General features: G+C 28.1%; 18 protein-coding genes. 16 read left to right on the top strand and 2 right to left on the bottom strand.

The genetic code is table 4. The features are described 5' to 3' along the window. Both rpmE and UDIV_RS01640 read right to left on the bottom strand, forming a co-directional pair. On the bottom strand, nt 1-153 hold a 153-nt coding region (gene rpmE / locus UDIV_RS04765; protein WP_038102439.1), incomplete at its 3' end, for a 50S ribosomal protein L31. Between the two features lie 130 nt (nt 154-283). Further along, nucleotides 284-1,666: a DnaA ATPase domain-containing protein gene (locus tag UDIV_RS01640; RefSeq protein WP_051749417.1), complete on the bottom strand. Its 1,383-nt coding sequence runs from the start codon at nt 1,664-1,666 to the stop codon at nt 284-286. A 153-nt stretch (nt 1,667-1,819) separates the two neighbouring features. Here UDIV_RS01640 and rpmH point away from each other — a divergent pair, with 153 nt between their 5' ends. The 16 genes from rpmH (at nt 1,820) to trxA (ending at nt 15,523) form a co-directional block, all read left to right on the top strand. Continuing rightward, nucleotides 1,820-1,966: a 50S ribosomal protein L34 gene (rpmH, locus tag UDIV_RS01645; RefSeq protein ID WP_038102440.1), complete on the top strand. Its 147-nt coding sequence runs from the start codon at nt 1,820-1,822 to the stop codon at nt 1,964-1,966. Between the two features lie 5 nt (nt 1,967-1,971). After that, nucleotides 1,972-2,352 (top strand): ribonuclease P protein component, encoded by a 381-nt coding sequence (rnpA, locus tag UDIV_RS01650; protein WP_038102443.1) that lies wholly within the window; start codon nt 1,972-1,974, stop codon nt 2,350-2,352. Between the two features lie 3 nt (nt 2,353-2,355). Further along, on the top strand, nt 2,356-3,504 hold the full coding sequence (gene yidC / locus UDIV_RS01655; RefSeq protein WP_038102446.1) for a membrane protein insertase YidC: 1,149 nt from the start codon (nt 2,356-2,358) through the stop codon (nt 3,502-3,504). Between the two features lie 2 nt (nt 3,505-3,506). Next, nucleotides 3,507-4,334, top strand: coding sequence for a 16S rRNA (adenine(1518)-N(6)/adenine(1519)-N(6))-dimethyltransferase RsmA (gene rsmA, locus UDIV_RS01660; RefSeq protein WP_038102448.1), 828 nt, complete (start codon nt 3,507-3,509; stop codon nt 4,332-4,334). 12 nt (nt 4,335-4,346) lie between these two features. Beyond that, nucleotides 4,347-5,114 (top strand): GHMP family kinase ATP-binding protein, encoded by a 768-nt coding sequence (locus UDIV_RS01665; RefSeq protein WP_038102459.1) that lies wholly within the window; start codon nt 4,347-4,349, stop codon nt 5,112-5,114. Between the two features lie 5 nt (nt 5,115-5,119). After that, complete coding sequence (gene gltX, locus UDIV_RS01670; RefSeq protein ID WP_038102462.1) at nt 5,120-6,565, top strand: glutamate--tRNA ligase; 1,446 nt, start codon at nt 5,120-5,122, stop codon at nt 6,563-6,565. Beyond that, the gene (locus UDIV_RS01675) at nt 6,565-7,788 is read left to right on the top strand and encodes an HD domain-containing protein (protein WP_038102463.1); all 1,224 of its coding nucleotides are present in this window, start codon (nt 6,565-6,567) and stop codon (nt 7,786-7,788) included. The genes gltX and UDIV_RS01675 overlap by 1 nt, the downstream gene beginning before the upstream one ends. A gap of 17 nt (nt 7,789-7,805) precedes the next feature. Beyond that, nucleotides 7,806-8,297, top strand: a complete 492-nt coding sequence (gene rpoE, locus UDIV_RS01680) for a DNA-directed RNA polymerase subunit delta (RefSeq protein WP_038102471.1) — start codon at nt 7,806-7,808, stop codon at nt 8,295-8,297. Nucleotides 8,298-8,301: 4 nt separating this feature from the next. Then, nucleotides 8,302-9,174, top strand: a complete 873-nt coding sequence (fba, locus tag UDIV_RS01685; RefSeq protein ID WP_038102472.1) for a class II fructose-1,6-bisphosphate aldolase — start codon at nt 8,302-8,304, stop codon at nt 9,172-9,174. Between the two features lie 11 nt (nt 9,175-9,185). Then, nucleotides 9,186-10,292, top strand: a complete 1,107-nt coding sequence (gene ychF, locus UDIV_RS01690; protein WP_038102473.1) for a redox-regulated ATPase YchF — start codon at nt 9,186-9,188, stop codon at nt 10,290-10,292. 37 nt (nt 10,293-10,329) lie between these two features. Continuing rightward, on the top strand, nt 10,330-11,001 hold the full coding sequence (locus UDIV_RS01695; RefSeq protein ID WP_038102474.1) for a thymidine kinase: 672 nt from the start codon (nt 10,330-10,332) through the stop codon (nt 10,999-11,001). An 8-nt stretch (nt 11,002-11,009) separates the two neighbouring features. Further along, nucleotides 11,010-11,492, top strand: a complete 483-nt coding sequence (locus UDIV_RS01700) for a hypothetical protein (RefSeq protein WP_038102477.1) — start codon at nt 11,010-11,012, stop codon at nt 11,490-11,492. Continuing rightward, nucleotides 11,482-12,300, top strand: a complete 819-nt coding sequence (ylqF, locus tag UDIV_RS01705) for a ribosome biogenesis GTPase YlqF (protein ID WP_038102480.1) — start codon at nt 11,482-11,484, stop codon at nt 12,298-12,300. The genes UDIV_RS01700 and ylqF overlap by 11 nt, the downstream gene beginning before the upstream one ends. Before the next feature lie 53 nt (nt 12,301-12,353). Then, nucleotides 12,354-13,076, top strand: a complete 723-nt coding sequence (locus tag UDIV_RS01710) for a hypothetical protein (protein WP_051749418.1) — start codon at nt 12,354-12,356, stop codon at nt 13,074-13,076. Nucleotides 13,077-13,168: 92 nt separating this feature from the next. Then, the gene (gene topA / locus UDIV_RS01715) at nt 13,169-15,193 is read left to right on the top strand and encodes a type I DNA topoisomerase (RefSeq protein ID WP_038102482.1); all 2,025 of its coding nucleotides are present in this window, start codon (nt 13,169-13,171) and stop codon (nt 15,191-15,193) included. Nucleotides 15,194-15,202: 9 nt separating this feature from the next. Further along, nucleotides 15,203-15,523 (top strand): thioredoxin, encoded by a 321-nt coding sequence (gene trxA / locus UDIV_RS01720; RefSeq protein ID WP_038102484.1) that lies wholly within the window; start codon nt 15,203-15,205, stop codon nt 15,521-15,523. The last annotated feature ends 499 nt before the right edge of the window (nt 15,524-16,022 follow it).

Genomic DNA, 16,022 nt, shown 5'->3' on the forward strand with positions numbered 1-16,022 from the left:
AGTTGATTGTTTACCAATGTAGAATGAGTGACAATTTGAACATACTTCAACTGGGACTTCTTTAGTGCTACCTACAGTTTCAATAACAAATTCTTTTTGGCATGTCACACACTTATAAGTACATGACGATGTTGATGGATGAATGTTTTTCATAACTACTCCTTTATAATATATAAAATCCTAACGTAACAAAAATTAGTAACCGTTATTCTTGGTTTTAATACTAAAACACACTATATATAAATATATAATAAATTAAGCTAAAAATTCCATTTTTTTGCTTTTATTTCATTTTATCTAATAAAATTTTTATTTGTCCACTTAATTGTTCATCAGTTTCTAGTTTAGTATTTATTTCATGATATGAATGAGATATTGTAGTATGGACTTTACCAAAATATCGTCCTATATCACTAAAACTCATTTTCAGTTCACTAACAGCTAAGTAGTAAATGATTTTTCTTACTAAGATGATTTGAGCAACTCTACTATCTGATTTAATAACTTCTTTTTTAAGGTTATATTCTCTACAAACTAAATCAATAACATCTTCTAAACTAAATTGTTTTTTAGCTTTGATTCCAAAAGTAGTGCCTGATTCAGATAAATGGATATCAATAAAGTCTTTATCAATAATGCCTTCAATTCCTAATTCATGTGATCAAAACTTAATTTGTTTAAGTAAGCCAATTAGTTGTCTAATATCATTTAAATAGTTTTCAGCAATATATGTAATTACTTCACTATCGTAATTAAAAATATTGTTTTGAGCAAATCAATGTTTGATGATCTCTTTAACATCTAAGACAGTAGGAATGGTAATCTTACATTGAATCCCTCCACCAAAACGAGAAATTAATCGTTCAGGGAATCCTTTTAAATCTTTACTTGGTTTATCACTTGTAATAATGATCTTAGCTTCTTTTTTGCCTTTAACACTATTAAAAATAGTAAAGATCACATCTAAAGCACTATCTCTTGAAGCTAAGTTTTGAATATCATCAATAATTAGTAAATCAGCTTCTTTCATTTCGTTTTTGATTTTTTCAACTTGTGAACTGCCTAAACCAGATGCTGAAATATATCGACTATAAAAATCATTAGCTTCTGTATAATAAACTTTTTTAGATGGGTTAGATAGTGCATAAGCATTACCTGCTGCTAATACTAAATGGGTTTTACCAATCCCTACACTTCCAAATAAAAAAACTGGGTTATAATCATTATATTGATCATCATTTTTTAATAAAGCTTGAATGATACTTTGGGCTTTTTCATTGAAATTTGAAATAATAAAATTATCAAACGTCATTCGTTTATTCTCATCAGAGAAGTTGATTCGATTATCAGAGAACTGATTAATGACTTTAAAACCAACTTGTTCAATTTGGGATTCGTTTTCTGTGATAAAAACAACATTTAAGATTTCATAGTTGTTTTTAGAAAATAAATCAATTAGTTTTTTAGTAACAAGTTTGGTTTCAACTAATGCTTTGTTTAAAGCAATTTTGCTGATTTTATCATTTAACAAAACTTTTAAAATACCATCTGAAACATTAAATGCTTTGGCATTGTTTAAAATATTTAAAATGTTTTCTGAAACAAGAGAAGGGTCTAAGGAATTAATAACTTGCTTATATAAAACTTGAGCTTTTTTATCTTCCATAATCACACCTATCTTAAGTACTACATTTAAATATATCATTAATTACCTTAAATAGTTCAAGAATTACTTGTTTATAATTGACTTATAATATTAAGCTTAAAAATGTTATAATCTTTTGTATTATGTTTTCAAAAGCAAAAAAGGTGGTGGATTATGAAAAGAACGTTTCAACCTAACAATCGTAAGCGTGCTAAAGTACATGGTTTTAGAGCGCGTATGAAAACTAAAAATGGACGTATTGTTTTAGCACGTCGTAGACTTAAAGGAAGACATAGTTTAACAGTTTCTAGTGAAAGATAGTACAAATGGCTAAATTTTCTAGCTTAAAGAAAAATGAGCAGATTATTGAAGTGATTAAAAAACAAAACCGAGTGCATAGCCGTGATTTCAGTATTTATTACTTAGCAAATCAGACACAAGGTTTGCGTTTAGCCATTAGTGTTGCTAAAAAATATTTTAAGAAAGCAACACAACGTAACCGCAATAAACGCTTAATTAAAGCGGCATTAATTGCATTAGATTTTTCTTTGAATAATTTTGATTTAGTGATTGTACTAAAACCATCATTCACTGATGGTGATTTTCTTGTTTTATGTCATCATTTACATAAAGCGATTAAAAAGATAATTAGTAATCAATCAACTAAACAAACAAAAGTATTAAATCATGAAGTAAGAAAGGAGTAGTAAATGGGAATTGATAATAAAAAACTAGCTGAGCGTATGCGGACTGCAACTAGCTTTTTTGCTGGTGCAGCATCAGCTACGAGTTCAAAAAAAGATAAAATCAACAGAGCTAAAAAGTTAACTATTAGAATTCTAAAAGCAGTTATTTACTTATTTTTCCTTGGAATCGGACTTTATGGTTGCTTCCAAAACATGACTGATCACTGAACAGTTCATTCAACAACTGTAGGGAATGGGTATGAAATCGGATTTCATATAGACCCAGCTGTTGGTGCACAAGATATTCGATTTGATCTTGTTTATGCTGGTAGTGGTGCTTGGTATCCAATGGATAGCTTCTCGTTTGATTATGGTCCATTCTATGCATTATTTGTATGACCAATTGCACAAATCTTACTTCATTTCATGTATGCAACACGTGATTGACCAGTTGGATTAAATGCTATTTTAGGATTAATTATTATCTTGTTAATTATTCGTTTAATTACGATCTTAATTACAGCCAGAGCTACAATCCATGGAGAAAGAATGAGCGAAATTCAAGGTAAAGTAGCTGAAATTAACGCTAAATATAAAGGTGCTAAAGATGTTCTTTCTCAACAAAAGCGAAGAATTGAGTTAAAAGAAATATACGCTAAAAATAACATTAACCAATTTGCTCCTTTTGAAAGTATGATTATTACATTACCGATTTTCTTAATTATTTATCGGGTTGTAACAATTCTAAGACCATTAAAATTCATTACTATTTTTAATGCTTGAGATTTAACAGCAACACCAGTTTCTGAAATTTTCTCTAATTTCACATCAACTGGATGACCTTACATCTTCTTCTTATTAATTATTATTCCTGTTCAAATTCTTTCACAAAAAATACCGCAATGATTAGCTCGTAAACGTAGTAGAGCAGCAACAACTGTTGGAGCAAAGAACCAACAACAATTAAAGAAGACGAGAATGACACAAAACATTATTATGATTGTGTTAGCAATTATTGTAGCAATTTCAGCTTCAGGGATTGGTTTATACTGATTCTTTAATGCCATCTTTACAATTATTCAATCAGTTATTATTCATAAGATAATTATGAAAAAGCGAGCGAATTCAAATACCAAAATTGAATCGAAATTATCTAGATTGGGAATTAATTAGTAGTGAATCAACGAATGCTCAAAAATAAGATTAAACAAGCAAGTTTTGTTCCATCAAAAAAAATGGGGCAAAACTTCTTGTCGTCTAATGAAATTAAACAAAAGATAATTAAAAGTGCAAATGTCTTAGAAACTGACTACATTTTAGAAATTGGTCCTGGGTATGGAGCAATTACAGAGCATCTAATTCCTAAAGCTAAAAAAATGTTAGCAATTGAATTAGATAAGCGTTTATTTGATCATCTTAAAACTAATTTTAAGTTTGATAATTTCAGTGTTATTAATAATGATGTTCTTAAAGTTGATCTTGATCAACTATTAACTGAGAATGAATTTGATAATGTTAAAGTAGTAGCTAATTTACCATATTCAATTTCAAGCAAAATTGTGCTTAAATTAATTAAAAGTAAAAAGATTAAAGCATCTTATATAATGGTTCAAAAAGAGATGGCTGAACGGATTGCTGCTAAAATCAACACAAAAGGATATAATGCTTTTAGTGTGCTTGTGCAATTGTTTGCAGATACTAAAATGCTCTTTAAAGTACCTAATTATCATTTTGTACCCGCACCTAAGGTAGAAAGTGCTGTTATAGAGATTGTTAACAAGGATAGCATTATTAATTTTGATATAATCAAAATAGAAAAATTCTTAAGAATTTGTTTTCTAAACAGACGTAAAAAATTAAGCAATAATTTATTAACTGCTTATAGTAAAGATAAGGTTATTGCTTTATTTAATAAGTTTGAATTAGATCCTAATATTCGTGCTGAAAACATTAGTGGGTCATTATATGTAGAAATGTATAAATTTCTATCACAAGAAATGTAGGTATAAAAAAGTATGCAAGTCAGAGCGTTTGCAAAAGTTAGTCTTGGTTTATCTGTATTTAAAAAACAAAACAATCTTAAAAAACATGATTTTGAATCAATCTTTTTAATTTCTGATCAACTATATGATGTAGTTAATGTTGAGATCAATAACATTAAGCGGGATAGTGTTCACTATTTTATTGATGATAAAGAAATTTATGTTTATTCTAAATTGGTTTATCGTGTTTTAGATTGATTAAGAAAAGATTACAATCTACAAAATTATTACAAAATTAACATTCATAAAAAAATCCCTATTGGTTCAGGACTTGGGGGCGGATCATCAAATGCAGCTGCAATCATGAATGCAATTGCTCAGATTGAACAACTAAATCAGTTTGATTTAAAACAAGTTGCTAAACTAGGGTCTGATATTCCTTTCTTTTTAACTAACTATAAAGCTGGTTATATTAAAGGAGATGGAGCTAGTGTAGAAGAGATAATAGTTCCTGATGATTTTAGTTTTGATTTACATTTAATGAATGTTAATGTTAATACCAAACTAGTTTATCAACTTTTTGACAGTAATAGTATTCATGTGATTCGCAATGACTTCCATAAGATTATTAATGACCTTAAAAAAGGGTCAATCCAAAATGTCTATAATGATTTAGAAGACTATTGTTTTAAACTATATCCAAACATTCAACATCAATATCAAGAATTAAAACAAAAGTATGAATATGTTTTATTATCAGGATCAGGAAGTACTTTTGTTTGTTATAAAAAGAAAGGTTAGATAATATGAAAGTTCGTACTCGTTATGCCCCTTCACCAACTGGTTATTTACACATTGGTGGAGCAAGAACAGCATTATTTAATTATTTGTTTGCTAAAGCACATAATGGTGATTTCATCATTAGAATTGAAGATACAGATATTGAACGAAATGTTGAAGGTGGAATTGATTCACAACTTGATTATTTAGCTTGAATGGGAATAGAAGCTGATGAATCTATTAAAAATCCAAAAGAATATGGACCATATATTCAATCTGCTAAATTAGCTAAATATCAACAATTAGCTGAACAATTGATTAAAGAAAATAAAGCTTACCGTTGTTTTTGTACTAAAGAACAACTAGAACAAGATCGATTGTTTGCTGAACAAACTAAACAAACGCCAAAATATAACAAACGATGTCTATATTTAAGTCAACAAGAAATTGATCAAAAACTACAAGCTAACACTGAGTTTACAATTCGATTAATCATTAATGAAAATGAAGAATTTAGCTGAAATGATTTAATTCGTGGACAAATTTCTATTCCTGCAAGTGCACTAACAGATCCTGTGATTTTAAAATCAAATAAAATTGCTATGTACAATTTTGCAGTTGTAGTTGATGATTATGATATGGCAATTAGTCATGTGATTCGTGGTGAAGAACATATTTCAAATACTCCATATCAATTAGCGATTACTAAAGCACTTGGATATGAACCAACTATACAATATGCTCACTTATCAATTATTGTTGATGGAACTGGTAAGAAATTATCAAAACGAAATTTAGCTTTAAAACAATTTGTAGCTGATTATAGTGATGATGGGTATTGACCACATGCTGTTGTTAACTTTATTAGTTTATTAGGATGAAGTCCTAAAGATAATAAAGAAAAAATGAGTATGGATCAATTAATAGCTAGTTTTGATTTAAACCATGTATCTAAAGCGCCTGCTTATTTTGATATTGAAAAAATGAATTGGTTTTCAAATCAATACTTCAATCAAATCTCTGTTGATCAATTCAGCGAATTTTTAAAAGAACATAAACTAACAGATAGCTATGTTGTAAATGATCCAGAGTTTATAAATAAAGCATTATTGTTTAAACCCCAAATTTATAATTTAAAACAATTATTACAACTAATAGATGAACATTTTATAAGCCAACAAAACTTATCAGAAACTGATTTAGATTTTATTAAAACTAATCAATTAGAAAATGTAGTAATTACATTTAATCAACTATTAACTAATATTGATCAATGAGATGAAGTTAATATTAAAGCTTTAATTAAAGAAACCCAACAACAAACAAACACAAAAGGAATGAATTTATTTATGCCAATTCGGATTGCAACGACTTTTATGTCACACGGTCCAGAATTAGCTAAAATGATTTATTTTTCAACAAAGGAAAAGGTATTAGCTAACTTAGCTACAACCTTAAAGTTACTAAAATAATGGAATTTAAGAAACGTTTTTTTATTAAAGATCCAATTCACGGTTTAATTACTTTTGATCAAGAATATAGTTGAGCTGCTGAGATTATTAACTCGAAAGAGTTTTGACGTTTACACCAAATTAAACAGCTTGGTTTAGCTTGAACAGTTTTTCCAAGTGCTACACATACACGATTTGTTCACTGTATTGGTGTTTTTGAAGTAGCACGAAAAATCGTTGCTAATTTAGAGTTTTATGATTCAGATCAATCTAATTTAGCATACGAAAAGAAAGTAGTGTGTGCAGCTGCTCTTTTACATGATATTGGTCATGGTCCTTATTCTCATACTTTTGAAGAAGCAACCAATTATAATCATGAAAAAGCAGGAGTTGGAATTATAGTTGATCCTAATTCGCAAATTAATCAAATTTTACTTAAACATCAAATTAATCCAATTGATGTTGCAAATGTGATTAATCATGTTTCAAATAAAGAATGAATGCACCAAATTATCTCTTCTCAAATTGATGCAGATCGACTTGATTACTTACCACGAGATAGCCATTTTAGTGGTGCTAAGTATGGAACTTTAGAGTATGATATGATATTTACTAAACTTGTAGTTTATCAAGAAAAATTATATTTTTCAAAATACTCTTGAAATGCACTTGAAAACATCTTATTAGCAAGAAATGCTATGTTTCAAAATGTTTATTGAAATCGCAACACAATAACATATGATTTATTAATGCGTAAAACTCTTAAACGCGTTTATGATTTATATAAACAAAACTACCAATTCAAAACTAGTTCAGTAACTGAACTATTAACCCCTTGGTTTTTAAATAGTGAATGAACTAGTGAATATGTAGCTAAATTAACTGATTTTTCATTTAATAGTATGATGGAACAATTAGTTAATGAAGATGATCAAATCATAGCTAAACTTGCAAGCAACTGATTACGTAATCAAGAATTTGAAACAATCTTATATGAAGTAAGTAGTGATCAAATTCCTGAAAACAACTTAAGTGATTATTTTAATGAAACAATCATTTTTGCTCAACATAAACATATTTATGATTTTAATAAACCAGTTATGTTATATAGTTATAACGAACTAAATAAAGAATTTATTACTGAAAAACTTGAAGATCGATCAATTAGTATTAGAGCATTAAAAAACGTTAGAAATAGTAAATATAAATGTTTTGTATTTAGATTAAAACAAAACAAGAAATAGATAAAGGATTAAATAGTATGGTAAATAAGAATATTATTGATATTGCATATGATGCAGTTTCTGAAATTAACAAAAAAGAAAAAAAGAACTTTTCTTTTGAAGAAATTCTTCACAGTATTGAATCTACTAAGTTATATACAATGAGTCAAATTAAAGAACAACTTGGTGAAATTTATACAGGACTTTCACAAGATAAACGTTTTATTTTAAATGGTGAAGGTAAATGAGAATTATGTGAAAATTTAACAATTGAACAAATCACACAAATCTCAAACGCAATGTATGAAGCTGGTCTTTATAAAGATAATGATGAAGAAGAACAAGATGAAGAAACACGTAAACAAGCTCAATTAAACAAAGAAAAAGAGGAAGAAGAAAGTTCAACTACTCTTGATGAATTTGTTTATGATGAAGATGAAGAAGATGATCAATTCAGTTCTAATTCAAAAGCTAATTCAGAATTTGAAGATGAATTAGAAGAGGAAGAAGAGGAAGAAGAGGAAGAATAGTTTTATGCTAACTAATGCCAAGGTTATGATTGCAGATGCAAAAGCAAATCAATATGCGATTCCTGCCATTAACATTAATAATCTAGAATGAATTAAAGCAGTTCTAGAAGCTGCTAATGAAGTTAATTCACCCATTATTGTTGCTACTTCTGAAGGGGCTGTTAAATATATGGGGGGATATTTAAATTGTGTTCAAATGGTACAAAATTTAATTCAAGCACTTGGTATTAGTGTTCCTGTTTGTTTACATTTAGACCATGGAACTTATGAAGGATGTAAAAAAGCATTAGCTGCAGGTTATTCATCTGTAATGTATGATGGATCTAAATTAGATATTAAAGATAATATAGCTAAATCAGCTGAGATTGTTCAATTAGCTAAACAATATAATGCTTCAGTTGAAGTTGAAGTAGGAACAATTGGTGGAATTGAAGATGGTATTAGTGCAACCGGTGAACTTGCTAATTTAGATGATTGTATATCAATCTCTCAACTTGACATTGATATGTTAGCTTGTGGAATTGGTAATGTTCATGGAATTTATCCAAATGATTGAGAAGGATTAAATTTTGATCTACTACAAGCTATTAGTAAAAAAACAAATTTAGCTATTGTATTACATGGTGGATCTGGAATTGATTCTAAGCAAATTCAAAAAAGTATACAACTTGGTGTTTGTAAAATCAATGTTAATACAGAGTGTCAAATTGCTTTTGCAAATGCAATTCAAAACCACTTAGTATCTAATCCTGATCTAGTATTAACTAAACTATATGATCCACGTAAAATTCTTGCTTATGGAACTGAAGCTATTAAACAAGTAGTTAAAACTAAATATCAAGAATTTAATTGTATTAATAGAAATATCAAGAAATAAGGAGTGTTTATATGGCTTTATCTGCTGGAATCATTGGTTTACCAAATGTTGGTAAATCAACTCTTTTTAATACCATCACAAACTCAAAAGTAGAAGCTGCTAACTACCCATTTGCAACAATTGAACCTAATGTTGGTGTAGTTAATGTTAATGATGAACGATTATATAAATTAGCTAGTATGGTAGAACCAAACAAAGTTGTTCCTACTTCTTTTAAATTTGTTGATATTGCTGGTTTAGTAAAAGGGGCTAGTAATGGGGAAGGTTTAGGTAATCAATTCTTAAGTAATATTCGTGAAGTTGATGCTATTTGTCATATGGTACGATGTTTTGAAGACAAAAACATCACCCATGTCCATAACAAAGTTGATGCCATTAATGATGTTGAAGTAATCAACTATGAATTAATTATTGCTGATTTAGAAATTGTTGAAAAAAGAATTAGTAGAATCAAGAAAAAAGCTGAAGCTGGAGATAAAGAAGCTAAGTTTGAATACTCTGTTCTTGAAAAAGTAATTAACACACTTAAAAATGGACAATTAGCATCAAAAGCTAATTTAAACGCACCTGAACTTAAAGTTATTAACTCTTTTCAATTAATTACACTAAAACCTGTATTATATGTAGCTAATATTGCTGAAAGTGAAATTGCAAACCCAGAAATTAATGAACAATATAACAAACTGAAAGCATATGCAAATGCTAATAATGCTTTGTGTATTCCTTTATCTGCAAAAATTGAATACGAAATTAGTTTATTAGATCAAGATTCAAAAGCAATGTTTATTGATGAATTAGGAATTAAATCAACTGGTTTAGATCTAATTGTTAAAAATGCTTATGATTTATTAGATTTAAAAACATATTTTACATATGGTAAACAAGAAGTTCGAGCTTGAACCTTTATGAATGGAATGTCTGCACCACAATGTGCTGGAATCATTCATACTGATTTTGAAAAAGGGTTTATTAAAGCTGAAATCATGAGCTATGATGATTTAGTTAACTATGGTTCTGAATTAGCTGTTAAAGAAGCTGGTAAAGTAAGAATGGAAGGGAAAAATTACATCATGCAAGATGGTGATATTTGTAATTTCCGTTTTAATGTTACAAAATAATTTATAATTCTAGCTTATAGATTAATGGGTGATAAAAATGGCTAAAAAATGTGCGTTTAATAAACAAGTCGGTTGAATTGAACTAATTACAGGTCCGATGTTTGCTGGAAAAAGTGCAGAGTTAATTCGTCGACTAAAACGATTTGAGTATGCTGATGTTAAATACTTAGTGTTCAAACCAAAAGTTGATACAAGATCTTGCCAAGAAATTATTTCACGAAATGGATCACGATTAAGTAGTATTGAAGTTAGTGAATCTGCTCAAATTCTTGAATATTTAATGGACAATGATTGTTGTGAACAAGTAAGAGCAATTGGGATTGATGAAGCTCAATTCTTTGATGATGGAATTATCGAAGTTTGTAACATCTTAGCTGAAAACAATTATGTAGTGATTGTTTCAGGACTTGATAAAAACTTTAAAGGTGAACCATTTGGAGCAATTGGTAAACTTAGTGTGCATGCTGAAAATGTAACCAAATTAAGTGCAGTGTGTGTTGATTGTGGTGCAGATGCTAGTTTTTCAATGCGAACAGTTAACAAAAAACCAGCTTCATACAATGATGAAGAAATCTTAATTGGTTGTGCAGAACAATATGTTGCAGTTTGTCGACACCACCACAAAGTACCAAACCGACCATATACAAACAACAACAGTAAAGTATTTATTGATTTTTGTAAAGATAAAAGAAAAAACAAAAAGGATTAGTTAAGCTAATGTTTAAACAATCAATTTTAGTGATGCGAGAATATCTAATTAATAAATGGTTTTTTAAAAACAAGTTTATTAGTGTTTTTGTTTACTTATTTATTGCATCTTTTTTATTAGGTACGGTTGTTTGTTTTATATACACAATGAACTATAACTACAATATTAAATTATTAGATTTTAAATTAGGTAATGATTTTATGATTGGTGCAATTGTTTGTGGTTGTGCTTTTTTAATATCATTAATCTTTGGTATTTATTTACATACTTTTATAGTAAGCACCGTTTATCTAATGCATAAGTTTAATGATTATGCTCCTAAGAATCCACTTAAGAAACTTAATAAAACAAGTTTTAGATTAGCTTTTTATTTTTATACTAAAAACAAAAAGCAAAATGATCTTAAATATAGTCAATTCGATGATGTGTATTTATATATCATTAACTATAATCAATACAAACAAAGTCAAAAATTAATTTATGGAAAATAATAAACTAAAAATCAACTGGTTTCCTGGGCATATGAAAAAAGCCCTTGAACAAATCAATGCTCAATATAAAAACATTGATTTTGTGATTGAAGTATTAGATGCACGATGTATCAAAACATCACACAACAGTGAACTAGTAACTGCTTTTGTTAATAAACCAATCATTAAGATTGCTCTTAAACAGGATTTAAGTACAATTAAAAGCTTAGATGATCTATTAGTTGGATCAACTAAAAATAAAGCTTTTAAGAATGAAGTAATCAAAGCTTTATATAATGCTCTTGATCATAAAATTAAACAATATGAAAAGAAGGGATTAGTAAACCCCCGGCTAGTTGGTTTAGTAGTTGGTTTACCTAATGTTGGTAAATCAAGTTTAATCAATTTCTTAGCTAATAAAAACCAACTAAAAACTGAAAACCGACCAGGGGTAACTAAAAACCAAAGCTTAAAACAAATTAATCAACACTTTTATTTAATTGATACCCCAGGAGTCTTTTTTAAAGATGTTAGTAACTATGAAGATGGTTATAAGTTAGTATTAATTAATTGTGTAAGAAAAGAAGTAGTTAACTTATATGATGTAATCCAATATGCATATCAGTTTTATAGTACTTTTTATTTTAGTAGTTTAAAAACTAAATATCAATTAAATGAAATGATTGATTTTGATCACTTTTTAGATCATATTTGTACTCTATATCATTTCAAATTAGTTAATAATACACTTGATTATGAACGAGCATTAAATGCTCTTTTTAATGATTTTAGTTCAGGATTAGTTTGTTCAGTTAACTATGATCAATAAAAAAGTTTAAAAAATATGACTTTAGTTCGAATATAAGAATTGAGGTGATATAAATGAACGATATAACACATTATCTAAGTGTTAAATATGGTGGAGATTGATTTAAGGTCTACAAAGCAATAGTTAATGCTGAAACCATTCCTAATGATCAGATGAATACATTTTTAAATACAAAAGAAGGAATATTAGAAAATACTAATATTTTAGAGATTACAGATGATAAGTATCCACACTGTTTTAAATTACTAAAACAACCACCTTTTGTAATTTATTATAGTAACAACTTATCAATGTTTAATAAAAGATGAATCTGATTAGATGATCCTAACTGTGCTCTTAAAGAAAATGAACTCTTAAAGATCCATTTATCAGGATATGGATTTGTGGTTTATGATTTAGTTACTAATAAACAATTAATTAAGCGTTTAGTTAAAAATAACTATAAAGTATTAATAGTTTGTAATAAAGCTATATTACATTCACAAAGCTATGAATATATTAATCATAAGAATGTTTGGCTTATATCTGAGATCCCATCAGTTAATAATGAAATTAAAGTTAGTCAAGATTTAAAAAGATTATGTTGTTCATTAGCTGAATTTATTATTTGTGTTAATGAACTAAACCACTTTGATGAGTACTTAATTAATAAAGTTCATGACTTAGATAAACAACTATTTTTACATACAAATAGTAAGCAAACTAATAAAACTAACTTCCCTTTACAGATTAATAATGTTAATGAAATCGCTGCATTCAAAAATAATGTCAATTAAATCAAATAAATTTTTATTATTTTGTTAAATAATTTTATAATACTATATACAAATTAAAAAGATGAAGCTTGAAGATATAAAGCGGAGTAAATATGCGTAAGGACTTAATTGTTGTCGAGTCACCAAATAAAATTAAATCAATCCAATCTTATGTTGGAGATGATTATGTAATTGCTGCAACTGGAGGACACATCCGTGAACTTGCTAAAAGGGGCGGATATGACCCACAAACATATGATCTCCGTTGAGAAGTAATTAAACAACCAAACAGTAAATTTTCTAAACAAGAAGTAATCAATGATATTATTAATCTTGCTAAGAAAGCAGATAAAATTTTCTTAGCAACCGACCCTGATCGGGAAGGAGAAGCAATTAGTTGACACGTTTATGATATTTTACCAGATCAAGAAAAAGAACGTGTGCAACGAATTACTTTTAATGAGATTACAAAGAAAGCGATTCAAAAAGCGATTGATGATCAACATGATATTGATATTAACTTAGTTGGTTCACAATTTGCTCGAAGAATTTTTGATCGTGTTATTGGTTATCGTCTATCAAGTTTAGTGCAAAGAAATTTACGGGGACAGTCAGCAGGTCGAGTACAGTCAATTGCTTTATTATTTGTAGTACAAAGAGAACTTGAACGACAACGTTTTGTTAAAGAAGAATGATACCAAGTTGAAGGGACAATTCAAAACAATATTTTTGTTTCTTTACGTAAACTACCATACCAAGTACCACTTTATAAACAATCTGAAAGCAGTGATAGTGATATCAGGTTTTTAAATAAAGAAGATGCTCAGTATGTAATTGATAATTTAGGTGATTGGTTTGAGGTTTATAAAGTTGATGAACCAAAAACAACAAGTGGTGATCAACAAATCCCTTTAACAACAGATAAACTATTACAAATGGCTTCAAATTATTTAAATTGAAGTTCAGCTAAAACAACAAGTGTTGCTCAACAAATGTTTGAAGGGATTCAAATTGGTGAAGAACATCTTGCTTTAATTTCATATCCACGTACAGATAGCGAACGTTTAAGTGATGATTTTATAGTTAGTGCTCATGACTTTATTACTGAAACATTTGGTAATGAATACATTAATTTAAATGGTATTAAATCATCAAAGAAAACAGCAAATGTGCAAGATGCCCATGAAGCGATTAGACCAATTGATGTGCATACAACACCAAACATGATTAAACCCTTAGTGTCAGCTGATGTCTTTAAACTTTATAATTTTATTTGAACAAGAACCCTATCAGCTTTAATGAATCCGCCAAAATTTCATAAACAAATTATTAGATTTATTAATAATGAATATAAGTTCTATACAAGTTATAAGACTGTTATTTCAAAAGGGTATTGAATTCTAGATTTTTATAGTAAACAATTAGAACTATACTCATTCTTACCACCTGTTATTAAAGTGGGAGATAAATTTAAGAAAAAACAAATTAATTTAGTTCAAAAAGAAACTTTACCACCTCCTTATTACACTGAAGCAACATTAATTGCTGCTCTTAAAAATGCTGGTGTTGGACGACCATCAACATATGCTTCAATGGCAACAATTGGAACTAAGCGTGGTTATATTAATAAGGATAATGGTAAGTTAATTCCAACTCAAAACGGAATTGAAATCATTAAAAAATTACAAGAATCATTCCCACAAATTATCTCAGCAGAGTTTACTTCACAAATGGAAGATAAACTTGATTTGATTGCTAATGGTGAAATGGAATGAAAAGAACCAGTTAAAGAATTTATTCCTGGTTTTTTAAGTGATGTTCAAAAAGCATACACTGAAATTGAAAAGAAACCATACGAAACAGTTCCAGATCGAGTTTGTCCACAATGTAGTGGTGATTTACAAATTAAATTTTCAAAACGAAACGTTAGTTTCATTGCTTGCTCAAATTTTCCAAAGTGTCGATTTGTTGAATCACTTGATGAAAAAGAAATTCTTGACGAAAAATGTCCAGAATGTAGTAATAATTTAATTAAACGAAAAAATAGAAAAAATAAACTATTTATTGGTTGTTCAGGTTATCCTAATTGTAATTACATCAAAACAACTAATAAATCAAATAAAAAAGAAACACAATAGGTGAATTAAATGCTTAAAAAAATTACAAACAAAGCTGAACTAGAAGAATTATTAAGTCAATCAACAACTCCAGTTCTAGTTGATTTCTATGCTGATTGATGTCCACCATGTAAGATGTTATTACCTGTTTTAGACAAGATTGAAGAAAAACATGGCGATGAATTTGCTATTGCTAAAATTAATGTTGACCAAAATCCTGATTTAGCATCTGAATTTAGTGTTAAATCAATTCCTGCTTTATTCTACTTCTTAAACAATGAACAAAAAGATAAATCAGTTGGTTTTCTTGATGAAGCAACTTTAGTAGCTAAATTAAGATCTCTTAAATAATTAAGTTCAATAAACTAATTAAATAAATAGTGCAAAAGACTTAACTCTAGCACTATTTATTTTTTGTCTTTTTAATGGTTTTTAAATTTTGATATTTTAAATAGAATATTAATTTACTTAACAACAAGCATTTATAAATTGGTTGGGATTAGTATAATGTCTTAGTAATTTATTAAACTAAAGAAGTCTAACATAGTTAGACAGCTCAATTAACCTACATATTTAAAGACACAAAAACAACAAAATTAGGAACATTTTTTATATTCCCTTTTTTTTTTTTTTTGAAGGCAGCTTATTTTTTGCAAACTTTTATAATTAAAACGGAGGAAGATGTATAAACAAAATTGATTAAATCAATGCTACTGATTGAATCATAGTAAATACATCAAATAAATATATCAATAATTGCTAGTAATTACTAACTAACTCTTTTTAAAATAAGCCTATTAATTTATATAATCCCAAGCCTTAAATTACAAATAACAAAGTGAACAATTTG

Source organism: Ureaplasma diversum NCTC 246, assembly GCF_000731915.1.
Taxonomy (GTDB): Bacteria; Bacillota_I; Bacilli_A; order Mycoplasmatales; family Mycoplasmoidaceae; genus Ureaplasma; species Ureaplasma diversum.